Consider the following 23,610-nt stretch of genomic DNA (forward strand, 5'->3'; position numbering starts at 1 on the left):
CGGCTGCGCCGTCGGCAAATTCTGCACGTGTCGTGCGCTTGTGCTTTACTTCCGGTTCCGTTGAACAGGAGCGATAGATGGACATCGGTTTTATTGGCATCGGCGAAATGGGCGCGCCGATGGTCAGAAACATGCTGAAAGCCGGTCACAAGGTACGTGTGTGGAACCGTTCGCCCGAGCGCGCGCAAAGCCTCGTAGACGCCGGCGCGCAGGTGGTCGGGTCGGTCGCGGAAGCCTTCACCGGCGACGCGGTGTTCTCGATGCTGGCCGACGATACCGCGGTGCGCGAAGTGATCGATGCGCGATTGCTCGAACAGGCGCCGCGTGGGCAGATTCACGTCAACATGGCGACCATTTCGGTGACGCTGGCCGAGGAACTCGCACATGCGCACGCGCAGCGCGGCCTCAACTATGTCGCCGCGCCGGTGATGGGGCGCCCGGACGCGGCGGCGGCCGCGAAGCTGACAATCGTCGCCGCCGGACCTGCCGAAGCGATCGATCGCGTGCAGCCGGTGTTCGATGCGATTGGCCAGAAGACGTGGCGAATCGGCTCGCTCGCGCAGCAGGCGAATGCGATGAAGCTCGCAACGAACTTCCTGATCGGCTCGGCGGTGGCCTCGCTCGGCGAGGCGGGCGCGATGCTGGCCGGTCACGGGGTCGCGATGCAGGACTTCCTCGATGTGATCACGAGCGGTCTGTTTCAGGGTGTCGTCTACGCGGGTTACGGCAAGATGATTGCCGAACAGCGCTATGAGCCGGCGCTTTTCAAGGCGCGGCTCGGTATGAAAGACGTACGGCTTGCGCTCGCCGCGGCGGAGTCGGTGATGACGCCGATGCCGATTGCGAGCGTTGTGCGCGACAGTCTGCTCGACGCGCTCGCGCATGGCGACGGCGACAAGGACTTCGCGGTGCTGGGGCAGGTCGCGGCGCGCCGCGCGGGCCGGTAGCCGGCTGATTCTGCCGTGCCGCCGTTTTGGCTTGCGGCCATTGCGACAGTGTCCCGCTGAAGTTTGCAGCGGCCGCCAGCCCGTCCGTTATAAGAGAACGATGCTTCGCGCATGACGCAGGGCACAAAAAATGCCTGAGCCGGAGCGCTGCTGGGTGGATCTCCCAGCCTGCTGTGGCCAGTGAGCAACAGGGGAGCGGGACACTACGGAAGTTGTTGCGTCGCACCAAAGTATTTGCTATAGTGGTTCCTGTCTCCTCCATGTCTCCTCTGATATGGATTCAGCCCGCCACCTCGGCGGGCTTTTTTTTCGCCTGCGTTCGTCGGCCCGGCGGCACGAAAAGAAAAAGGCCGGCGTTTCAAGCCAGCCTCCTTTCTTCACGGCCCGAGCTCGCCCGGGCAAACCGGTGCAATGCGCCGGCCCATCACACGGCTTACCCGATCAACCCGCTCCGTTCGTCCGCGCCGATCGCCAGATTCATACATTGAATCGCCGCACCCGATGCGCCCTTGCCGAGGTTATCGAGCCGCGCGACCGTCACAAAGCGTTCGTCGTTACCGAACACGAACAGGTCGACGCGATTGGTATCGTTGTTCGCCTGGACGTCGAAAAAGCCGCTGTCGAGGTTGTCGTCCGCATTGAACGGCGCGACGCGCACGAACGCTTCGCCCTGGTAGTACTCGGCGAACAGCGCCTGCACGTCTTGCGGCGTCACGCGTCGGGCCAGTTGCGACGGCGAGAAATAGGTGGTGACCGCGAGCCCCTTGTAGAAGCTGCCGACAATCGGCGTGAACACCGGCGCCGACTTCAGGCCCGTATGCGCGGCCATCTCCGGCAAATGCTTGTGCGCGAGCCCCAGCGCATACGGACGCGGGCTGTCGAGCTTCGCATTACCGCCCGCCTCGTACTCGGCAATCATCTTTTTGCCGCCGCCGCTGTACCCGGTGAGCGAATAGCTGTGCGCGGCAAAGTCCGCTGGGACGATGCCGGCTTCGACGAGCGGCCGCATCGCGAGCACAAACGCCGATGCGTGGCAGCCGGGCACCGCGATGCGCTTCGAGTTGCGCACGCGCTCACGCTGCGCGCGTGCCAGTTCCGGCAGGCCATATGCCCAGTCGGCGTGCGTGCGAAATGCAGTGCTCGCATCGATCAGCACGGTGCGGCCGTTGTCGACCAGCGATGCCGATTCGCGCGATGCGACGTCCGGCAGACACAGAAACGTGACGTCCGATGCATTGATGAGCCGGCGACGTTCGTCGAGATCCTTGCGCTTCGCGTCGTCGATGCGGATCACGTCCACATCGCCGCGTTGCGACAGATATTCGAAGATTTTCAGGCCGGTCGTACCTTCCTGTCCGTCGACAAAAACTTTCGTGCTCATCTGAACTCTCGCTTGCTGGGTGGAACGGGGCGCGCTCCGGTGTCGTTAGCGTTGTCCCAACGGACGCCGGATCGCTATTTTAAGACGGGTTGCCGGCGCTTGCGCGACGCGTGCCCGGTGCAACAGAAATAAGCCTCACCGATGCGAACCACATCAACGGCCATACATAACGGTCATCCGTGCAGAACCAATGGTGGCCACGCTGATCTCGTGATCGAACATCAGCGCGGGGCGCCCTGGTCCGATCCGCAGGTCATTGGTGTTGAGCGCGTAGACCGTGATCTGGTAGCGATGCGGTTTGCCCGGCGGCGGACATGGACCACCATAGCCGTCGACGTCGAAGTCGTTGCGTGCTTCGACCGCGCCGAGCTTCGTCAGGTAACCGGATGCGCTCGCATTTTCCGGCAATTGATTGACGTTAGCCGGGATGCCGATCACTGCCCAGTGCCACCAGCCGCGGCCAGGCGCATCGATATCGTAAATGGTGACCGCGAAGCCGCGGGTGCCGGCTGGAGGATCGCGCCACGACAATTGCGGCGAACGGTTTCCACCTTTGCAATCTTCCTTGTTGAACACTTGCGCGTCGCTCACTGTGCCGCCTGCCTTCACACTGCTGCTTGAAATGGTGAAGGCTTGCTGCGCGGTAACGGGCGCGCTGAGCGACATCAGGCTCGCGGCAATCGCAATCAGGAATGCATGAACCGGCAATGCGTGAAAGTTTGCAAAGAATCGAAACGTAGAGAGCCGAACCGTCGAGCAACGCATACGCATGTGCCGATTCTCCTGTCGAACGGAGCAAGCGCTCGTGCAGCTGCTCCAGTCCTACGCAAGGCCACGGGTAAAGGACGAACTGACTACAACGATATTGTCCCTGTTTTTGCACCGCGAAGGCGAATCGAGTCTAACATTACGTTTGTGTGAGCCCGTTCTTACCTTACGGACGGCCAGTAACGATGTGAAATCGGCTATAGTCGGACACTTGCATCGCCGTTGGCGCGGCCGCAGACCGATAAATTTAGAACTAAAGAATAGTTGGATGGCTGAAGTTTCGGAGCGTGGGTTATCAGGCGAAGGGAGCGCAATGCAAAATCCAATCAAGGTCGTCGTGGCCGACGACCATCCGGTGATTTTGTTTGGCGCCGAGCAGGCGTTGCTCAAATTCCCGGGCATTCAGGTCGTGGCGCGCGCGCGTCAATCGACAGAACTCGTGAAAATATTGCAGACCGTCGCGTGCGACGTGCTGGTAACAGATCTCGCCATGCCCGGCGGGCAGTATGGCGACGGGTTGCCGCTGATCGGCTATTTGCGGCGCAATTTTCCGGACTTGCCCATCGTTGTACTGACGATGCTCGAAAACGCGGCGCTATTGAAGCGCTTGAGCGAACTGGGCGTGATTTCGGTCGTGAACAAAGCGGACGATCTCAGTCATATCGGCCTCGCGGTACAGCACGTCGGGCGCAATCTCGAATATATGAGTCCGTCCGTGAAGTCGGCGCTGGAGACGTTGCGCATGAACGCCGGCGGCAAGAACGATGAAGTCATCCTGTCGAAGCGCGAACTTGAAGTCGTGCGGCTGTTTGTGTCGGGCATGACCATCAAAGAAATTTCCGAACAGTTGAACCGCAGCATTAAGACGATCAGCACGCAAAAAAATACGGCGATGCGCAAGCTGGGCCTCGAGCGCGATTCCGAGTTGTTCCATTACGCGCAAAGCAACGGCTTGATGAATCTGTCGTCGTATGCGCCCGGTGAGATCAGGGAACCCGGCGAATCCGGTGCGGCGGCGGACGAGTCCTGATGAACGTTAGCTAGCCGTTCGCAGTTAGCAAAAAAAGCCGCACATCCCGACGATGTGCGGCTTTTTCAGTTTAAGCGGCGAAACTCGAATCGTTCTGTCAGATGCACGCGTTGCGCGCGCTTCAATTTGCTGACACCCGTGCCAGGGTTATTGCGGCGCCGCCGTCGCCCCGCCATGCGCAGCTGACCATTCAGCCGGCGCATGCAGGAACTTCTCCACTTCGTCGAGCGTTTTGGTCTCGAAGTAGCCGGCTTGCTTCGCGACGCGCAGCACGTCCCACCAGGTGGCGAGCGCGTGCAGATCGACATCGATGTCTTTCAGCACCGACACGCTTTCCTTGAAGATGTTGTAGTGGAACAGTACGAAGCAGTGGTTCACCTTCGCGCCCGCGGTGCGCAGTGCGTTGATGAAGTTGATCTTGCTGCGGCTGTCCGTGGTCAGGTCCTCGACCAGCAGCACACGCTGACCTTCGGTCAGCAAGCCTTCGATCTGCGCGTTGCGGCCGAAGCCCTTCGGCTTCTTGCGCACATATTGCATCGGCACCATCAGACGGTCCGCGATCCACGCGGCAAACGGGATGCCGGCGGTCTCGCCGCCCGCCACCGCGTCGATCTGCTCGTAGCCGACGTCGCGCAGAATGGTCGTCTCGGCCATATCCATCAGCCCGCGGCGCAAGCGCGGATACGAGATCAGCTTGCGGCAGTCGATATACACCGGGCTTGCCCAGCCGGACGTGAAGATATATGGTTTTTCAGCGTTGAAATGCACGGCCTGAACTTCGAGCAGCATTCGGGCGGTCGTGTCGGAGATCGTCTGGCGATCGAAGCCTGTCATGGGCGGTCCTTGGGTAGGGATGCACGAGTAAGCGGGAGGGCGGGCGTCGCGCCCGGCCGCGCAGCAAGCGGATGTTCCGGGGTTTCCGCCGGTTTCCGCCGGTTTCCGCTGGTTTCCAGATGCCCGATGGCCTGCGACCCCGCGCAGCCGGCGGGCTTGGACTGTTGCGCGCAACCTGCAATTTTACCCGATTCCGGCGCGGCCGACGAGACGGAACGCGCGTGCGGAACGCCGGTGGCCGGCTACAAGCGATTGGCGTTTCGAGCAGCGTTAAAGCGGCTTTTCCGGTTCGCGCAGGGTGTTCGTCGCGATAACATTTGTTTCGCATTGCAGCGTGACAACGGGCACCGACTTTCGCAATGCTATCTGACATAACCCCAACGATTCGTCGTCCGTAAGGGGTAAACTAACCGCCCGAAATCGCTCGCGATACCTCGTTCACGCTCGCGCCGCGGGTCTTTCCGCTGCGGGTTCAATCTCGTTGCCGCTGTCCGGCGCAAGCGCGAATTTCGCGTCAATCGACCTTCCGTACGATCGATGCCGATGCCGCAAGGGGGGGCGAGCCGGGTCCGATCCTAATCGAAGTCCTCTCGTTAGCAGGTCAAAAAAATGGACGAACAACTGAAGCAAAGCGCTCTCGCGTATCACCAGAATCCGCGACCAGGCAAGATCTCGGTCACGCCGACCAAGCCGTTGTCGAATCAGCTCGATCTGTCGCTTGCGTATTCGCCGGGTGTCGCAGCCGCGTGCATGGCGATTCATGGCGAACCGCTCGACGCGCAGAAATACACGTCGCGCGGCAATCTGGTCGGCGTCGTGACGAACGGGACCGCGGTGCTCGGCCTCGGCAATATCGGCCCGCTTGCCGCGAAGCCCGTGATGGAAGGCAAAGGGTGTCTGTTCAAGAAGTTTGCCGGCATCGACGTGTTCGATATCGAGCTCAACGAGACCGATCCCGACAAGCTCGTCGACGCGATCGCGATGCTCGAGCCGACGTTGGGCGGCATCAACCTTGAAGACATCAAGGCGCCCGAGTGCTTCTACATCGAGAAGAAACTGCGTGAGCGGATGAAGATTCCGGTCTTCCACGACGATCAGCACGGCACCGCGATCATCGCGTCGGCGGCGATCCTGAACGGTCTGAAGGTCGTCGGCAAGCAGCTCGCGGAAGTGAAGCTGGTCTGTTCGGGCGCAGGCGCGGCGGCGATTGCCTGTCTCGATCTGCTGGTGAATCTCGGCCTCGCGAAAGCCAACATTCTCGTCACCGACTCGAAGGGCGTGATTTACGAAGGGCGCGATAATCTCGATCCGTCGAAGGCCCGCTATGCCGCGCACACCGATGCGCGCACGCTTGCCGACGCGATCGACGGCGCCGACGTATTCCTCGGCTGCTCGAGCGCCGGCGTGCTGAAGCCGGAGATGGTGCAGAAGATGGGCACACAGCCGCTGATTCTCGCGCTCGCGAACCCGGAGCCGGAAATCCGTCCGGAAGAAGCGAAGAAGGTGAGGCCGGACTGTATCGTCGCGACCGGGCGTTCGGACTACCCGAACCAGGTCAACAATGTGCTGTGTTTCCCGTTTATCTTCCGTGGCGCGCTCGACGTCGGTGCGACGACGATCACCGAGGAAATGAAGCTCGCGTGCGTGCGCGCGATCGCGGAGCTCGCGGAGGAGACCGATCAGGGCGATGAGGTCGCGAAAGCGTACGAAGGCCATTCGCTCGAGTTCGGCCCCGACTATCTGATTCCGAAGCCGTTCGATCCGCGTCTGATCATCAAGATCGCGCCGGCGGTCGCGCAGGCGGCGATGGAGTCGGGCGTCGCGACGCGTCCGATCAACGATATGGACGCGTATCGCGAGGAACTCGGCGCGACCGTGTATCGCACGGGTTTCGTGATGCGCCCGGTGTTCGCCGCCGCGAAGGCGCAGCCGGCGCGCATCGTGTTCGCGGAAGGTGAAGACGAGCGCGTGCTGCGCGCCGCGCAGTTCGTGCTGCTCGAGAAGATTGCGCGGCCGATCATCATCGGGCGCCCGGCGGTGATCGAGATGCGTCTGAAGAAGATGGGGTCGAAGCTCAGGTGCGGCGAGGACTTTGACATCGTCAATCCGGAAGACGATCCGCGCTACCAGAAGTGCTGGCAGGAGTACCACGAGATCGGCGCGCGTGAAGGCGTGACGCCTGAAGTCGCGAAGGCCGCGATGCGCAAGTTCAATACACTGATCGGCGCGATTCTCGTGCGTGTCGGCGATGCGGACGGGATGATCTGCGGGATGATCGGCCAGTACCACACGCATCTGAAGTTTATCGATCAGGTGCTCGGCAAGGCGGTCAGCGTGCGTAACTTCGCGGCGATGAATCTGCTGATGCTGCCGGGCCGCAACCTGTTTATCTGCGACACCTATGTCAATGAATGTCCGACGTCGGAAGAGCTGGCCGATATGACACTGCTCGCGGCGCGCGAAATCGAGAAGTTCGGCATTACGCCGAAGGTCGCGCTGCTGTCGAGCTCGAACTTCGGCAGTTCGCCTTCGTCGTCGTCGCAGCGGATGGCGGCCGCGCGCAAGCTGATTGTCGAGCGCGCGCCGAATCTCGAAGTGGACGGCGAAATGCACGGCGATGCGGCGCTATCCGAAGTGGTGCGCAAGGCGGCGTTCCCGGGCACGACGCTGTCCGGCGAAGCGAACCTGCTGGTCATGCCGAACGTCGAGGCGGCGAACATCACGTACAACCTGCTGAAGATGATCGGCGGCGAAGGCGTGACGGTCGGGCCGTTCCTGCTGGGCGCGGACAAGCCGGTGCATATCCTGACGCCGGCCGCGACCGTGCGGCGCATCATCAATATGACCGCGGTGGCATCGGCGAACGTGGCGGTGCGGCGGGCGGCTTCCGCGAAATAAGCGCGACGCTTGGGCGGCGGCGTTGGCTGCTTGTGTTGCCGACGTCGCGTGCGCGGTAGAAGGTAAAGGGTCGCTAAAACAGAGCGGGCGCCTCGGTGACTCGAGGCGCCCGTTTTTTTGCGCGCGGTTGCGCGCGTGTTTCGGATTAACCGCCGCCGCTACACGCGCGGTCGCTTCATCATGCGACGTGCCGCGTCTGATCTCCGGCGGGCGCGCGCCATTTCGCGAGCAACTGCGTCCATTTTGCGCGAACGCCCTTCAGGTTGTTTTCCTTCACGTGACCATAACCGCGGATACCGTCCGGCAAATTCGCGAGCTCGACCGCAAGCGCGCGCTTGTCCGCCGCGAGGCCGGGAGTGAGACCCGCGACCAGCTCGCGCACTAGCGCTTCATATTCGCCGATCAGTGCGCGCTCGGTGCGACGCTCGTCCGTTTTGCCGAACACGTCGAGTGCGGTGCCGCGCAGGAAGCGCATTTTGGCCAGCACGTGCATTGCGCTAAGAACCCACGGACCGTACTGCTTTTTCACCAGATGACCGTGCGCATCCTTTTTCGACAGCGCGGGCGGCGCAAGATGGAACTTGAGCTTCCAGTCGCCTTCGAAGTTCGCCTTCACCTTTTCGATAAAGGCCGGGTCCGTGTACAGACGCGCGACTTCGTATTCATCCTTGTACGCCATCAGTTTGTGCAGGTTTCTCGCGACCGCTTCGGTCAGTGGCAACTGCCCAGCGTTCGCCGCCGCGGCATCCTGTGCCGTTTCAGCTGCGCGAACCTCGTCGACCAGCCTGCGATAGCGCGCCGCGTACGCAATGTTCTGGTACGCCGCCAGATACTTCACGCGCTTGTCGATCAGCGTGTCGAGTGCTTTGGGCGTGTGTAGCGACACGATCTTGCCGCTCGCGGCATCGCTATCCGCTGTGCGGCCCTGCGCTCCGGTGAGCTTGCGGACCGCGGCTGGATCGTGCGCGGTGCGGCGGCCCCATTCGAATGCGGCGAGATTCTTCTCGACCTGCACCGCGTTCAGCTCGATCGCGCGCGTCAGCGACGCATGCGTGAGCGGCAGCCAGCCGCGCTGCCATGCATAGCCGAGCACAAACGGATTCGTATAGATCGCGTCGCCGAGTAGCGCGAGCGCGAAGCGGTTCGCATCGACGGCCGATACGTTGTCGTCGCCAGCCGCGGCGCGAACATCTGCATCGGTGCTCGCGCCGGGGAAGCGCCAGTCCGGATTCTTGATAAAGGCCGCGGTCGGCGTCGGTGCGCTGTTCAGCACCACGCGCGTGCGGCCGACTTGCATCCGCGACACACACTCGTCGCTGGCGGTGACGATCGCATCGCAGCCGATCACGAGATTCGCTTCGCCCATCGCGATACGCGTCGCGTGGATATCGTCCGGCCGGTTCGCAATCTGCACGTGGCTCATCACCGCGCCGCCTTTTTGCGCGAGCCCGGTAACGTCGAGCACCGTCACGCCCTTGCTTTCGAGGTGCGCGGCCATGCCCAGCAGTGCGCCGATCGTCACGACACCGGTGCCGCCGACGCCTGTGACGAGCACGCCGTAAGGCTGGCCGATCGCCGGAACGTCCGGCTCCGGAACTGGCGGCATTGCATCGCTCCCGACGCCAGTTGCGGCCGGTTTGCGCATCTGGCCACCTTCGACGGTCACGAAGCTCGGGCAGAAGCCCTTCAGGCACGAATAGTCTTTATTGCAGGTCGACTGGTTGATTTGCCGCTTTGTACCGTATTCGGTTTCAAGCGGCTCGACCGACAGACAGTTCGACTGCACCGAGCAATCGCCGCAGCCTTCGCAGACTGCCTCGTTGATCACGACGCGCCTGGCCGGGTCCGGGTACGCGCCGCGTTTGCGGCGGCGCCGCTTTTCGGTCGCGCAAGTCTGGTCGTAGATCAGGATCGTCGTGCCTTCGATTTCGCGCAGTTCGCGCTGCACATCGTCGAGCAGGTCGCGATGATGCACGCTGATGCCCGGCGCGAGGCCGACGTTCGCCGTGTACTTGTCCGGCTCGTCGGTGACGATCACGATTTTCTTCGCGCCTTCGGCGGCGAGCTGATGCGTGATCTGCGGCACGGTCAGCGTGCCGTCGACCGGCTGGCCGCCGGTCATCGCGACCGCGTCGTTGTACAAGATCTTGTAGGTGATGTTCGCCTTCGACGCGATCGCTGCGCGAATCGCGATCAGCCCCGAATGGAAATAAGTGCCGTCGCCGAGATTCGCGAACACATGCTTGTCGTTCGTGAATGGCGCCTGGCCGATCCATGCAACGCCTTCGCCGCCCATCTGGCTGAACGTGCTGGTGCTGCGGTCCATCCACACGGTCATATAGTGGCAGCCGATGCCGGCCATCGCGCGCGAGCCTTCGGGCACATTGGTCGACGTATTGTGCGGACAGCCGGAGCAGAACCACGGCTTGCGCTCCGCTTCGACGCGCGGCCGCGCCAGTGCTTTTTCCTTCGCGTCGATGACCGCCATTCGCGCGGCGATACGCGCACGCACATCGGACGGCAGATCGAACTTGTCGAGACGCGTTGCGATTGCTTTCGCGATGATCGCCGGCGACAGTTCATAGTGAGCGGGCAGCAGCCAGTTGCCCATCGGCACCGACCACTCGCCGCCTGCGCCGTCCTTCTCGTCGAACTTGCCGAACACGCGCGGACGCTGCGCATCGGGCCAGTTGTACAACTCTTCCTTGATCGCGTATTCGAGAATCTGGCGTTTCTCTTCGACGACGAGAATCTCTTCCAGGCCGCGCGCGAACGCTTGCGCGCCTTGCGCTTCGAGCGGCCACACGCAGCCGACCTTATAGAGCCGGATGCCGATGCGCGAGCACGTGTCATCGTCGAGACCGAGGTCGCATAGCGCCTGGCGCACATCGAGATACGCCTTGCCGCCGGTGATGATGCCAAAGCGCGCATGCGGCGAGTCGATTTCGACGCGATCCAGTCTATTCGCGCGCACGTAGGCGAGCGCCGCATACCATTTGTAGTCGAGCAGCCGCGCTTCCTGCACCAGCGGCGGGTCGGGCCAACGAATGTTCAGACCGCCTTCGGGCATGGCGAAGTCGGTCGGCAGAATGATTTGCGTGCGATGCGGATCGATATCGACTGACGCTGACGACTCGACGACGTCGGTCACGCACTTCATCGCAACCCAAAGTCCCGAATAACGGCTCATCGCCCAGCCGTGCAGGCCGAAGTCGAGATATTCCTGCACGTTCGACGGGAATAGCACCGGTAGGCCGCAGGCCTTGAAGATGTGCTCGGACTGATGCGCGAGGGTCGAGGATTTGGCTGCGTGGTCATCGCCGGCCAGGACCAGCACGCCGCCGTGTCGCGACGAACCGGCTGAGTTCCCGTGCTTGAGTACGTCGGCCGAACGGTCGACGCCGGGACCCTTGCCGTACCACATCGAAAATACGCCGTCGTATTTCGCGCTCGGGTACAGATTGACTTGCTGTGTGCCCCACACCGCGGTCGCGGCGAGGTCTTCGTTGACACCTGGCTGGAACACGACTTGATGCGCGGCGAGATGCTTCTTCGCTTTCCACAGTGACAGGTCGAGGCCACCGAGCGGCGAACCGCGGTATCCGGAGATGAAGCCTGCCGTGTTGAGTCCGGCGGCCTTGTCGCGCTCCTGCTGCAGCATCGGCAGCCTGACGAGCGCCTGAATGCCACTCATATACGCGCGGCCGCGTTCGAGTGTGTATTTGTCGTCGAGCGTGACGGAAGATAACGCGGCTTCGAGCGAGGCTCGCTGACCGGCGTCCAATGGGGCATTCATTATGTGTACTCCTCCAGCGACTTTGGGATCACCAAAAACTGCATGGGGGCCGCGGCATCTTGTGGACGCGTTGGCCAAGGCCGCCATCATGACGGGTTTTACCCGATCGTAGCACCCGGAAAAACCCGTCGCATCGTGTATCACACGCCGGAATGCGGGTTGCCAGACAGTGAATACGACGATACCGGTATGACCTCCTGTATCACTCGCCGTTCGGCGGTGTAACAAGCTGTAAAAGCTGTCTGTCTCCGGAACCGACGGTCGAGCGCCTGTCTAATTCCCCACCTGCGCTTTCCCGCAACGTTCCACATCGGGTGGAGCTTCGCAGCGCAGCCAATCAGAACGAGGAGGAAGCATGAACAGCAAGCATGTCCAGACCTTCCTGATGGTCTCAGCGGCATTTTTCGCGATGAGCGCGCCGGTGCGCCCGAACAGCGCGCAAACCGCATCGAACGCTGCGCCGAACGTTCTCGTTCGGGCGACGGAAGCGCTGTCCAGAACTTCCGTGGCGGATCGTTCCGGACCGTCCTGGCGAACACCATCAGGCGAATGACGTTATTCGCCTGTGTGTTTGCCTGCGTCGCCAGCAGTAGGTCCTTGCGCTGACATCTTCGCAATACGCCCCGCAGTGGGTTTCTGCCGTAGATCTTTGCTGTAGCGGTACGTGCTGCTACACGCCGTCCTTCACCACGCCGCGGCGGATCTGATCGAGTTCGATCGATTCGAACAGCGCCTTGAAGTTGCCTTCGCCGAATCCCTGATTGCCCTTTCGCTGGATGATCTCGAAGAAGATCGGACCGATCTGGTTTTCGGTGAAGATCTGCAGAAGAAGATCGTCGCGCGCGCCGTCGATCAGAATCTTGCGTTTGCGCAGTTCTTCGAGCGGCTCGCCGTGGTCCCGCACGCGGCGGTCGACCAATTCGTAGTAGGTATCGATCGTATCGAGCAGCGCAATGTTCGATGCGCGCAAACCGTCGACGGTGCGGTAGATATCGTTCGTGCCCAGTGCGATGTGCTGAATGCCTTCGCCGTGGTACGCGTCGAGATATTCGGTGATCTGCCCGGCCGTCTCGGAGCCTTCTTCGTTGATCGGGATGCGGATCTTGCCGCACGGCGAAGTCATCGCCTTTGACTTCACACCGGTTACCTTGCCTTCGATGTCGAAGTAGCGAATCTCGCGAAAGTTGAACAGACGCTCGTAGAACTCGGCCCATTCGCGCATCCGGCCGCGGTGCACGTTGTGCGTCAAGTGGTCGATATAGGTGAGGCCGTGGCCAGCCGGGTTGGGATCGGCGCCGGCGATCGGCTCGAAATCGACGTCATAGATGCCGATGTCGCCGATGCTGCCCGGTGTCGCGCCATTCTTGCCGCGCCAGCGGTCGACGAAATAGATCAGTGAGTCGCCGACCCCTTTGATCGCAGGAATGTTCAGTTCCATCGGGCCGGTTTTGTTGTCGAAACCCCACGCGCCGAGTTCGAGAGCGTGGCGATACGCTTTCGCGGCATCCTGCACGCGAAACGCAATCGCGCAGATCGACGGACCGTGCATGCGCGCGAAGCGCTGTGCGAACGAATCCGGTTCCGCGTTGACGATAAAGTTGATGCCGCCCTGGCGATACAGCGTGACGTCCTTGTGCCGGTGGCGCGCGACCGCGGCAAAGCCCATCTGTTCGAAAAGCTTGCCAAGCGCTTTCGGATCGGGCGCGGTGTATTCGATGAACTCGAAGCCGTCGGTGCCGACAGGATTGTCCCAAGTTTGGACCTTCATGCGTATCTCCAGGATGCGTCCGAAATGCGGCGCGCATCGGTGCGGTTGCCATGACGGCAAGTGTATCGGGCGAGCCGCGATGGAAACTTGCGAAGTTAATCGCTGATGGCTACGATTCGGCTATTTCGTAGCTTGAATTTACTCTTGAGTGGCAGAAAATGGCTGCAATCGAGCTGGATGCAATCGACCGCCGCATTCTTGCGATCCTGCAGCAGCAGGGCAGGCTGTCGAATCAGGAGATCGCGGAACGGGTCAATCTGTCGCCGAGCCCTTGCTTGCGGCGGATTCGCCGGCTCGAGGAAAGCGGCGTGATTCGCGGCTATGTTGCGCTGCTCGACGCGAAGCGGATCGGTCTCGATCTGCTTGCGTTCGTCAATGTGCGGCTTGAAAAGCGCGGCGGCCCGACGGGCGACTCAACGGGCAGCGCGCGCGGCGATGTGGCTCGCACGCACGCGGGAGCGACGCACGCGGAGCTCTTTCGCGCGGCTGTGCAGACGTGGCCTGAAGTCGTCGCATGTCACGCGATGGCCGGTGAAATGGATTACCTGCTGCGCGTGCAGGTCGCGGATATGGCTCACTTCTCGCACTTCGTGCAGGACGTGCTGCTGCATCATCCATCGGTGATCGACGTGAAGTCGAGCTTCTCGCTGGAGACGTTCAAGGAAACGACCGCACTGCCTGTACGATGAAACCCACAGGCAGATGAGACGCGCGTTACGCGATTTCCGCGGGCAGCAACGATTCCAGTAGCGTCGACGTCTGCTGCGCCTGGCGCTTGAGCGCATAGTCGAACGCGGCCGCCTGTTCTTCGAGCATTTCCTTCAGGATGCTGGACTGATCGGCCGGCGCGAGTGTCAGATACGCGTCGGCTTCGCCGTACGCGTGTTCGATCCGCATGCCCGCCTTTCTCGCGATATGCATCATCGTCCTGTTGCGCGACAGGCAATGCATATAGAGCGTCGACACATGCGTATTGCGGCTGCGGACGGCCGCACGTTCGAAGAGCTTCGAGCCGATGCCCTGGCCACGCGCGCTTTCGACCACGGACAGACCGAATTCCGCCGTGCGCTGGCCGTCTTCGGCCGGCAGGTAAGCGAGATGCGCGACACCCGCCAGCGCAAGTTCACGGTTGAACACGCCGAAGACCGTGTCGCGTTTGAAGTCGATCGTCCGAACGTAGTTCTCGATCACATGGTCCGGCACCACCTGCCCGAAGCGCAGCAGACGGTCGTTTTCGTCGAGGCCGAGGAAGTGCGCGAGCAGGCGCTCGCGGTCTTTTTCGCCGAGTTCCCGAACCAGTGCAGGCGCAATGCCGGCCGCGCCCAGTATGCGATCGGGTAGCGCGATCGGCTCTTTGGCTCGTGCATTCGTCTTGCTCATGGCGGGTTCTCCTATTCATCTGACGGCATGATGCGCCGCAGCAGTAATTTTAACTGAAAGCTACATTCATCACTGGGGAAAACCCGAATTTCAGACTCTTCTGAGGGCTGCTGACTCCTCGTATTTTATCCAAGTTGTTAATTTTGAACGGATTTATTAAGAATGACCGTTCGTAATATACGTGACAGTCTGTCGCGCGTTAGCCACGACGCATGCTGCTCTGCGATATCAATCCGACGCACTCAAGCCGTGGTCGACCATGTCGACGACCTGCTCCGCGAACTCCCGATATCCCATCCGGCCGCCCGGCTTGAGCCAGGTGAACGTCCAGTTGATCATGCCGAACACCATCATCGTGAGCGCGGTCTGGTTGTCGCGCGCGACGCGCTCCGGGTATGCGCGCGCGAGCTGGCGCGCGAACGCGGCCACGACGTCGCGCTGACGGTTCACGATCACTTCGCGTTGCGCTTCGTCGAGATATTTGACGTCGTTGAGCAGCGCGACGTGCCGGCTGTGTGAGGTTTCATATTCGGCGAGGAACGCGCGAACCAGTTCGGCAAAGGTTTCGCGTTCGGAGAGTTCGCGCCGCTGGCTCGATCCCTCGACCTCTGCGATGATCAGCATCAGTCGCTTCGTGTAGCGGTCGAGCAGATCGAACAGGATCGCTTCCTTGCTCTCGTAGTAGTGATAGAGGCGCGCTTTCGACGTACCGCTTGCGGCGGCGAGATCCGCCATCGACGTGCTGGGGTAACTGGTCTGCGCAAATTTTTCCGCGGCGAGCTCGAGAATCTGGTCGCGCTGCGTTTCGTGGTCGGGCGCTCGGGTACGGGCCATGGTTGTTGTTGTTTCGAAAGCTGAAAGGGCCGCTCGCGCGGAGTTCGTCCGGTGCGCGAGCGGCCCTAGTGTAAGCGGATCATGGTCGTGCCGAAAGCGCTCCGGTACGCGTTCCACGTGATGCGGCGGGCATTACCGTTCGTCGTAGCTCACGACCACCTTGTCCGTCACCGGATGGCACTGGCAGGTCAGCACGAAGCCGTCGTCGATCTCATGCGCTTCGAGCGTGTAGTTCTTGTCCATCCTGACTTCGCCTTCCAGCACCTTCGCGCGGCACGTGCAACAGACGCCGCCCTTGCACGCGTAAGGCAACGCGAGTCCCGCGCGCAAACCGACGTCGAGCAGACTCAGCCCGTCGTACGGCAGACGCAGCTTGCGGCGCTTGCCGTCGAGCACGATCTCGAGGTCGGCGGCGGGCGTATCGTCGGTGATTTCCGCCGGCGGAACGCCTGCTTGCGGCAGCGGCGAACCGAAGCGCTCGACGTGAATCTTTTGCTGCGCGAGCCCGGCGGCCTTGAGTGCGGCTTCGGCGGCCTCCATCATCGGCGCGGGTCCGCAAATGAAGGCTTCGTCGATTGACCCGGCGGGCACCAGTGCTTCGAGGAACGCCGCGCATTTCGCTTCGTCGAGCACGCCATTGAACAGATCGACGTCCTGCAGATCGTCCGACAGCACGTGGTACAGCACAAGGCGGTTCATGAAGCGGTTCTTCAGGTCTTCGAGCTCCTCGGCGAACATGATCGAATCGACGCTGCGATTGCCGTAGATCAGCGTGAAGCGGCTGCGCGGCTCGATTTCGAGCGTCGTCTTGATGATCGCGAGCACCGGTGTGATGCCGGAACCGCCGGCGAACGCGACGTATTGCTGGCCTTGCTGCGCGTTCAGATGCGTGAAGAAACGGCCGTCGGGCGTCATCACATCGATCGTGTGGCCGGCCTGCAGCATGTCGAATGCGAAGTTCGAAAAACGGCCGCCGCGTACGCGCTTGATGCCGATGCGCAATTCGCCGTCGCGATCGTAGTCGGTGACACCGACGCAGATCGAATACGAGCGGCGCGTTTCCTCGCCGTCGATGTGCGCCTTCAGCGTGACGAACTGGCCCTGCGTGAAACGGTAGTGCTCGCGCAATTCGCGCGGTACCTCGAATGCGACCGAGACCGCGTCGGCCGTTTCGGGGCGGACTTCCCGAATGCGCAGCGGGTGAAATTGCGGGGTCGTCGAGGCCATATCAGTACGGTTTGAAGTAGTCGAAGGGTTCACGGCAGTCGATGCAGCGATAGAGCGCCTTGCAGGCGGTCGAGCCGAATTGCGCGAGGCGTTCGGTATGGGTCGAGCCGCAGCGTGGGCATGCGGGTGTCGCCGGTGCGCGTGGAACGAAGCGAATCACGGTTTGTTGAGGGTTGGCGTTGCCGCTTGAATTGCCTTCGGCGCATCGGCCGGTAGGCGGCGCAATGCCGTAAGCGCGCAGTTTTTCGCGCGCGTTCGCGTCGATCCAGTCGGTGGTCCATGCGGGCGCAAGCACAGTCTCGATTCGATGTGGCGTCAGTTGCGCGGCGTTGAGTGCGTGACCAATGTCCTCGGCAATCTGCGACATCGCTGGACAGCCGGAGTAGGTCGGAGTGATCACCACCTCGAGCGTGCCGTCTGCCGCGCGGCGCACGTCGCGCAAGATGCCCAGTTCGCGGATCGAGACTACCGGGATCTCCGGATCCGGCACTGACTCGAGCACTGTCCATGCGCGGGCTAGTGTCGGGTCGGTGCTCGACCGGGTGGCGAGGGTTGAAGTCATCGACGTGCTTCCTGTGTCGTTATCCGCGCGGATGTTCACTTTGATGGGCTGCGATGACCAAGGCTTACCAGCTCGCGCCCGGGTGTTGCCGCGCGACGCTTTGCAACTCGGCGAGCAGAAAGCCCATGTGCTCAGAATGTTCGCCATGCTTGCCCGTGCTCACATGCGTGACCGGTTCCGCAAGCGCGAGCGTCGCCTCGTCGACGGCGGCGCGTACATCGTCGAGCCACGCTGATTCGAGATCCGCAGCGCGAGGGCCGATGCCGGCAGCGGCGGCGGCATCGTCGATTGCGTCGGCGCTGAAAAACTCGCGCGTGTAAGGCATCAGGTAGTCGAGCGCGGCTTGCGCGCGACGATGTGATTCCTCGGTGCCATCGCCGAACCGAACCAGCCATTCGCGCGCGTGGTGCACGTGATAGCGCGCTTCCTTGATCGACTTCGCCGCAATCGCGGCGAGCTGCGCATCGGACGACGCGGCTAGCGCTGCCCACAGATGCACCATCAACGTCGAGTAGATGAAGTTGCGCGCGATGGTCACCGCATAGTCTTTGTCCGCGTGCGCGGTGCCGGCAAGAGGCCCGTAGTGCGGCAACTCGACCAGCGTGTAGTTCGCAAATTCGCGTTCGGAGCGGAAGTACGCGTAATCGTCTTCGGTGCGCGTCCGACCGGTGAGCGTCTGCTCGAGCGACGCCGCGTGCGTGTACAGCAGCCGTGCCTGACCGATCAGATCGAGGCTCATGTTCGCGAGCGCAATATCCTCTTCGAGCACCGGGCCGTGGCCGCACCATTCGGCGTTGCGCTGGCCAAGGATTAGCGCGGTGTCGGCGATGCGCAACACGTATGCAAGATGTTCAGGCGTGGTTTTCATATCGGGTGTCGATTGCACGGACCTGTGCACTTACATGTGGTTGACTTCGTCGGGCAGCGTGAAGAACGTCGGATGACGGTAGATCTTGTCAGCCGCCGGCTCGAACAGTTCGCCTTTCTCATCGGGTGCGGACGCGGTGATCGCCGACGACGGCACGACCCAGATGCTCACCCCTTCCTGACGCCGTGTGTAGACGTCGCGCGCCATGCGCAGCGCCATCGGCGCGTCCGCCGCGTGCAGGCTGCCGCAATGCTTGTGGTCGAGTCCCTGCTTGCTGCGAACGAAGACTTCCCAAATCGGCCATTCCTTGTTCACTGTCGATCTCCTTGCTTCGATGCTTCGCTACTTCGTTTCGGGTGCGTTGCTGTGTCAGGTTCGGCGGCTTCTGCGTTTTCGCGTGCCGTCGCGCGGCGGCGTCGCGTGGAGGTCACGCGGCCTGTTGCTGCGCGCGCTGACGCTGCTTTTCCGCATGCGCGAGCGCCGCTTCGCGCACCCATGCGCCATCGTCGTGCGCCTTTACGCGCGTCGCGAGTCGTTCCCTGTTGCACGGACCGTCGCCATTGACCACGCGCCAGAATTCTTCCCAGTCGATTGCGCCGTAGTCGTAGTGGCCGCGCGCTTCGTTCCATTTCAGATGGTCGTCCGGTAGCGTGACGCCGAGCACTTTTGCCTGCTCGAGCGTCGCGTCGACGAATTTCTGCCGCAGGTCGTCGTTCGAAATCCGTTTGATGCCCCACTGCGCCGACTGATTGCTGTGCACGGAGTCTTTGTCGCTTGGGCCAAACATCATCAGGACCGGCCACCACCAGCGGTCGACCGCCTGTTGCACGAGTGCGCGCTGCGCGTCGGTGCCTTTCATCATCGCGAGCAGCGCGTCGAAGCCCTGCCGCTGATGGAACGACTCCTCCTTGCAGATGCGGATCATCGCGCGGGCGTAGGGGCCGTACGTGCACCGGCATAGCGGAATCTGGTTCATGATCGCGGCGCCGTCGACGAGCCAGCCGATTACGCCGACGTCCGCCCAGCTCGGCGTCGGGTAGTTGAAGATGCTCGAGTATTTGGCTTTGCCGGCGTGCAGCGCATCGATCAACTGATCGCGCGATACGCCGAGCGTTTCGCATGCGCTGTACAGATAGAGTCCGTGGCCGGCTTCGTCCTGCACCTTTGCGAGCAGGATTGCCTTGCGCTTCAGGCTCGGTGCGCGGCTGATCCAGTTGCCTTCCGGCAGCATGCCGACGACCTCCGAATGCGCGTGCTGCGAGATCTGCCGCACCAGTGTCTTGCGGTACGCGTCAGGCATCCAGTCTTGCGGCTCGATTTTTCCGTCCGCGGCGATCACCGCGTCGAAGCGGCGTTGTTCGGGCTCGGACGATGTGCCGACGCGCTCTTGCGGTGACGCATTGCCGGGGAGGTCGAGGGATTGCGTGTACATGACGTGTGCTCGCGAGCTCAGATTGCTGTGTTCCGCAGTATAAACCAACCGACCGGTCGGTTAATAAATATTTGCGCGCGGACATCGTGCTTGTCGGTACCGCGCAGGTTCAAGCGAATGCAGTCCGTATGCGATGACGAAATTTCACAATTAAATCAATTATTTGGGATACGTCGCACGGTACGATGCGCGAATGAAAATTTTGCATGGTGAATCGTCCCGAGGCTGGGGCGGTCAGGAAATCCGCACGCTGAAGGAGATGCTCGCGCTTCGGGAGCGGGGTCACACCGTCGAACTTGTCTGTCCGTCCGACGCGCAAATTGGCAGGCGCGCCGCTGTTTTCGGATTGGCGGTGCATCACGCGCCAATGAGAGGCGGCGCCGATGTTGCGTCGATGATCGCGATCCGGTCGCTGCTGTCGCGCCGCGCGTTCGACGTGCTGAATACGCACAGCGGTCACGACTGCCTCGTTGCGGGCTTTGCCGCGCGCATGGCGCGCACGCCGCTGATTGTCAGGACGCGACATCTGGCGTTGCCGGTCACATCGCTGGCTACCTATCGCTGGATCCCGCACCACGTCATTGCGGTCAGTGCGTACGTGAACCGTTATCTGGTGTCGGCCGGCGTCCCGTGCGAGCGGATTTCGACGATATACGATGGCGTGCCGCAGCCGGCCGCAGACGAACCGGCGACGCTACGCGCCGAGCTCGGGCTTTCGGCTGATGCCACCATCGGTTGCATGGTCGCGATGATGCGCGACAAGAAAGGTCATGACGATCTGATCGACGCGGTGCGCCCGTTGCTCTTCAGCCGGCCGACGCTGCACTTCGTAATGGCCGGAGATGGGCCGGAGTTTGCGCGAATCAAAGGGCGCGTCGGATCGTTAGGGCTGACGCACCGCATTCATCTACTTGGCTTGCGCAACGATGTTCCAAACGTACTGCGCAGCAGCGACTTCTTCGTGCTGCCCACGCATCAGGAGGCGCTCGGGCAATCTTTTATCGAAGCGATGATGCGCGGGTTGCCCGTCATCGGGACGCGGGTCGATGGGGTGCCGGAGTTGATCGAAGACGACGTCAACGGTCTGCTCGTGCCGGCCAGGGACTGCCATGCATTGCGCGCGTCGATTGTGCGGCTGCTCGATGATCCGTCGCTGCGCACGCGTCTTGCCGCGCAGGCCGCGCGTATCGGCGAACGCGGGCTAACCGTCGAGCACATGGCTGATGAGACGATCGCCTGTTATCGGCGCGGCCTCGCTGAGCGAAACCGGCCGACACAATTCGCAGAATTGGGGCGGTTGCAATGACGCGCGTCGCGCTCGCGGTGCCGGTGCTGATGTATCACCATGTCAGCCCGACGCCCGGGATGATCACCGTTTCACCGGCGCATTTCGCGGAGCAGATCGCGTGTCTTGCGCGGCGCGGTTACCGAACGCTCAATGCCCGCGAGCTGGCGGACTATCTGCGTGGCGCGCCGGTCGCACCGAAGTCGGTAGTTATCACGTTTGACGACGGATATCTCGACAACTGGGTTCACGCGCATCCGGTGCTGCAACGATACGGCTTCAGTGCGATCTGCTTTCTTGTTAGTGCGTGGCCGGGCGATGGGCCTGCGCGGCCGCATGCATCGAGTGGCGGCTGTGGCAAGCTACCTTACCTGTTGAGTCACGCGGAAAGTGAGGATGCGATCGCAAAGGGCCGCGCCGACGACGCCATCTTGCGCTGGTCTGAAATCGAAGCAATGCGACGCTGCGGGACCTTCGAGTTTCATAGTCACACGCACTGTCATGCCCGTTGGGACATGGTGACCCGCAACCGCGGCGAGAAGCGGGAGCGTCTGCATGACGACCTGGTTCGTGCGCGTGACACACTCCGCTCGCGTCTCGGCGAAGTTTCGAATCACCTGTGCTGGCCGCAGGGCTACTACGACGACGATTACCTTGACGTCGCGCTGAGCGCCGGCTTTCGCCACTTTTACACCTGCGACCGAGGGACCAATTCCTTTCGGCGATGGTCGGCCAGTCAGCCGCTTACGCCAGCCTTTCCCGGGCATTCGATCAGACGGCTGGAGGTGCGGGACAGGTCGGCGGCCTGGCTTGCGAGCAGGCTCTGGGTGCATGCCCGCCCACTGGTGAGCCGCGCGTATCTGGCGATCAAGCGATAGACGACCTCGCGATGCAATGGGCGCGTCGTGGGAGTTTGACGTCGTGCGGCTTTATTTGACTGCGAGCATCGCTCATTTTGACGCGTGAGTTCGTGCACAATGTGCGCTCTTTTTTCTCTACGCCGTTTGATGAACATGATCGCTCGTACATTGGCCATCGCCTGTGGCGCCGCATTGCTTTTCACCGGCGCTGCTTCGGCATTTGCGGCCGAAACATCACGTGACGGTCAATGGATCACCGCATGGGCGACTGCGCTGCAACCTGTTCCGCAGACTGCGCAATTGCCGGCGCTGTACCGCGCACCGGATGTCGCGGGTCGTACGGTGCGGCAAATCGTTTATCCGACACTGTCCGGCAACAACGTGCGCGTGCATGTTAGCAACGCGTACGGACGTACGCCGCTCGTGATTGACGCAATGACAATCGCGCGCGCGACATCGGGCGCACGAACACAAGGTGGGTCGGCGCGCGCGACATTCGGCGGAAAGCCATCGGTGGTTGTGCCGGCTGGCGCGGAAGTGGATAGCGACGCGATTCGTGTCGCTGTGGCCGCGGGAGCGCCGTATGCGATCAGCACCTATATGGGACCTGAGCAGCGCGTGGTCGCTTGGCATCGCGTCGCGAGCCAGGTCAACTATGTGTCCGCGCCTGGCAATCACACGGATGATGCGTCCGACGACGCTTACCGTCAGCGCTTCACCCAGTACGTGTGGGTAACCGGGTTGATGGTCGAAGCGCCGAATGCGGGGGCTGTTGCGGCGATTGGCGATTCGATCACCGACGGCATGCGCTCGAGCCTGAACCAGAACCGCCGGTGGCCGGATGCATTCGCCCGCAGAGTGGCGCAAGCAGGCGACCGGTCGATAGCGGTGATCAACCTCGGCATCAGCGGCAACCGTTTGATCAGCGATTCAGTTTGCTACGGCGACGCGCTTCAGGCGCGCTTTCGTCGAGATGTGCTCGATCGGCCGGGTGTCAGGACTGCGATTGTGCTGATCGGTATCAACGACATCAACTTTGCGGCGATGCCCGCGCGTGTGGGACTCGACTGCGATGCGCCGCATACGCAGGTGACGGCTGCGAGCCTCATCGATGCGTATCAGCGGTTGATTGCCGATGCGCACGCGCGTGGTATCAAGGTGCTCGGCGCGACGCTGACGCCGGCCGCGTTGCCGCCGCAGCGGGAGAGCATCCGGCTTGCGGTGAATCAATGGATCAGGACGAGCCGTGCGTATGACGGCGTTGTCGATTTCGACGCTGCGTTGCGCGACCCGGCGCATCCTTCAGAGCTTCGCCGGGCATTCGACAGCGGAGATCACATTCATCCAGACGACGCTGGCTATGACGCGATGGCGGACGCCATCCCACTTCCGTTGGTGACAGGCGCAGCTCGCTAACGACGAGCGAAAAATTCTGCGTCACCGACTTGTCATATGACGCCGACTCGCCTAATATTCGCGTCTTCGTTCGCGACCAGGGCATTGCAGGTGGTAGCCGTGGCGCTGCCGACGTGCTGCCAAGGTGCCGCACATCAGCGATGGCGGTGAGTAGTTCTTAAGCGCGAACGAAATAAGTGTTGACGGAGCGGGAAATAGGCTGCATAATCTCGCTTCTCTGCTGCAACGTGCAGCGGACACGCAGAAAGACGGTGGTAGGGTGGTCAGGGTCTTTCAGTCGTGAAGTGATCTTTAACAATACACAGCCGATAAGTGTGGGCGCTT

General features: G+C 62.0%; 19 protein-coding genes. 7 read left to right on the forward strand and 12 right to left on the reverse strand.

Annotated features, from left to right (window positions below; translation table 11 throughout):
* Positions 1-77 precede the first annotated feature (77 nt).
* Positions 78-947 (forward strand): NAD(P)-dependent oxidoreductase, encoded by an 870-nt coding sequence (locus BX592_RS10765; RefSeq protein ID WP_134191747.1) that lies wholly within the window; start codon positions 78-80, stop codon positions 945-947.
* 433 nt (positions 948-1,380) lie between these two features.
* Here BX592_RS10765 and argC read toward each other — a convergent pair whose 3' ends face one another.
* Positions 1,381-2,328: an N-acetyl-gamma-glutamyl-phosphate reductase gene (argC, locus tag BX592_RS10770; RefSeq protein WP_134191748.1), complete on the reverse strand. Its 948-nt coding sequence runs from the start codon at positions 2,326-2,328 to the stop codon at positions 1,381-1,383.
* 153 nt (positions 2,329-2,481) lie between these two features.
* A complete protein-coding gene (locus BX592_RS10775; protein ID WP_134191749.1) occupies positions 2,482-3,099 on the reverse strand; it encodes a YbhB/YbcL family Raf kinase inhibitor-like protein in 618 nt (205 codons plus the stop codon).
* A 310-nt stretch (positions 3,100-3,409) separates the two neighbouring features.
* Between BX592_RS10775 and BX592_RS10780 the strand changes: the two genes are divergently transcribed.
* The gene (locus BX592_RS10780; protein WP_134191782.1) at positions 3,410-4,126 is read left to right on the forward strand and encodes a response regulator; all 717 of its coding nucleotides are present in this window, start codon (positions 3,410-3,412) and stop codon (positions 4,124-4,126) included.
* A gap of 147 nt (positions 4,127-4,273) precedes the next feature.
* Here BX592_RS10780 and BX592_RS10785 read toward each other — a convergent pair whose 3' ends face one another.
* The gene (locus BX592_RS10785) at positions 4,274-4,960 is read right to left on the reverse strand and encodes an orotate phosphoribosyltransferase (protein WP_134191750.1); all 687 of its coding nucleotides are present in this window, start codon (positions 4,958-4,960) and stop codon (positions 4,274-4,276) included.
* Positions 4,961-5,569: 609 nt separating this feature from the next.
* Here BX592_RS10785 and BX592_RS10790 point away from each other — a divergent pair.
* Positions 5,570-7,858 (forward strand): NADP-dependent malic enzyme, encoded by a 2,289-nt coding sequence (locus tag BX592_RS10790; protein ID WP_134191751.1) that lies wholly within the window; start codon positions 5,570-5,572, stop codon positions 7,856-7,858.
* 178 nt (positions 7,859-8,036) lie between these two features.
* On the opposite strand, the gene BX592_RS10795 is transcribed toward BX592_RS10790, so the two are convergent.
* Complete coding sequence (locus tag BX592_RS10795) at positions 8,037-11,654, reverse strand: indolepyruvate ferredoxin oxidoreductase family protein (protein ID WP_134191752.1); 3,618 nt, start codon at positions 11,652-11,654, stop codon at positions 8,037-8,039.
* Between the two features lie 670 nt (positions 11,655-12,324).
* Entirely contained in the window at positions 12,325-13,422 is a 1,098-nt protein-coding gene (gene hppD / locus BX592_RS10805) for a 4-hydroxyphenylpyruvate dioxygenase (RefSeq protein ID WP_134191754.1), read from the reverse strand.
* Positions 13,423-13,580: 158 nt separating this feature from the next.
* Between hppD and BX592_RS10810 the strand changes: the two genes are divergently transcribed.
* Positions 13,581-14,111, forward strand: a complete 531-nt coding sequence (locus BX592_RS10810; protein WP_134191755.1) for an Lrp/AsnC family transcriptional regulator — start codon at positions 13,581-13,583, stop codon at positions 14,109-14,111.
* 25 nt (positions 14,112-14,136) lie between these two features.
* Here the strand turns inward: BX592_RS10810 and BX592_RS10815 are convergent, their stop codons facing one another.
* From BX592_RS10815 to paaA, 7 genes are all read right to left on the reverse strand, one after another.
* Positions 14,137-14,802: a GNAT family N-acetyltransferase gene (locus tag BX592_RS10815; protein ID WP_134191756.1), complete on the reverse strand. Its 666-nt coding sequence runs from the start codon at positions 14,800-14,802 to the stop codon at positions 14,137-14,139.
* Between the two features lie 228 nt (positions 14,803-15,030).
* On the reverse strand, positions 15,031-15,636 hold the full coding sequence (locus BX592_RS10820) for a TetR/AcrR family transcriptional regulator (protein ID WP_134191757.1): 606 nt from the start codon (positions 15,634-15,636) through the stop codon (positions 15,031-15,033).
* Positions 15,637-15,768: 132 nt separating this feature from the next.
* Entirely contained in the window at positions 15,769-16,863 is a 1,095-nt protein-coding gene (paaE, locus tag BX592_RS10825; protein ID WP_134191758.1) for a 1,2-phenylacetyl-CoA epoxidase subunit PaaE, read from the reverse strand.
* A gap of 1 nt (position 16,864) precedes the next feature.
* Complete coding sequence (gene paaD / locus BX592_RS10830) at positions 16,865-17,425, reverse strand: 1,2-phenylacetyl-CoA epoxidase subunit PaaD (protein ID WP_134191759.1); 561 nt, start codon at positions 17,423-17,425, stop codon at positions 16,865-16,867.
* Positions 17,426-17,489: 64 nt separating this feature from the next.
* Positions 17,490-18,293 (reverse strand): 1,2-phenylacetyl-CoA epoxidase subunit PaaC, encoded by an 804-nt coding sequence (gene paaC / locus BX592_RS10835; RefSeq protein WP_134191760.1) that lies wholly within the window; start codon positions 18,291-18,293, stop codon positions 17,490-17,492.
* A gap of 30 nt (positions 18,294-18,323) precedes the next feature.
* Positions 18,324-18,608, reverse strand: a complete 285-nt coding sequence (paaB, locus tag BX592_RS10840) for a 1,2-phenylacetyl-CoA epoxidase subunit PaaB (RefSeq protein ID WP_134191761.1) — start codon at positions 18,606-18,608, stop codon at positions 18,324-18,326.
* Positions 18,609-18,720: 112 nt separating this feature from the next.
* On the reverse strand, positions 18,721-19,725 hold the full coding sequence (gene paaA / locus BX592_RS10845) for a 1,2-phenylacetyl-CoA epoxidase subunit PaaA (RefSeq protein ID WP_134191762.1): 1,005 nt from the start codon (positions 19,723-19,725) through the stop codon (positions 18,721-18,723).
* Between the two features lie 193 nt (positions 19,726-19,918).
* Between paaA and BX592_RS10850 the strand changes: the two genes are divergently transcribed.
* The 3 genes from BX592_RS10850 to BX592_RS10860 all read left to right on the forward strand — a co-directional run bounded on the left by BX592_RS10850 (position 19,919) and on the right by BX592_RS10860 (position 23,286).
* On the forward strand, positions 19,919-21,031 hold the full coding sequence (locus BX592_RS10850; RefSeq protein WP_134191763.1) for a glycosyltransferase family 4 protein: 1,113 nt from the start codon (positions 19,919-19,921) through the stop codon (positions 21,029-21,031).
* On the forward strand, positions 21,028-21,888 hold the full coding sequence (locus BX592_RS10855) for a polysaccharide deacetylase family protein (RefSeq protein ID WP_134191764.1): 861 nt from the start codon (positions 21,028-21,030) through the stop codon (positions 21,886-21,888). The genes BX592_RS10850 and BX592_RS10855 overlap by 4 nt, the downstream gene beginning before the upstream one ends.
* Positions 21,889-22,023: 135 nt before the next feature.
* A complete protein-coding gene (locus BX592_RS10860) occupies positions 22,024-23,286 on the forward strand; it encodes an SGNH/GDSL hydrolase family protein (RefSeq protein WP_134191783.1) in 1,263 nt (420 codons plus the stop codon).
* The last annotated feature ends 324 nt before the right edge of the window (positions 23,287-23,610 follow it).

Source organism: Paraburkholderia rhizosphaerae (assembly GCF_004366595.1).
GTDB classification, from domain to species: Bacteria; Pseudomonadota; Gammaproteobacteria; order Burkholderiales; family Burkholderiaceae; genus Paraburkholderia; species Paraburkholderia rhizosphaerae.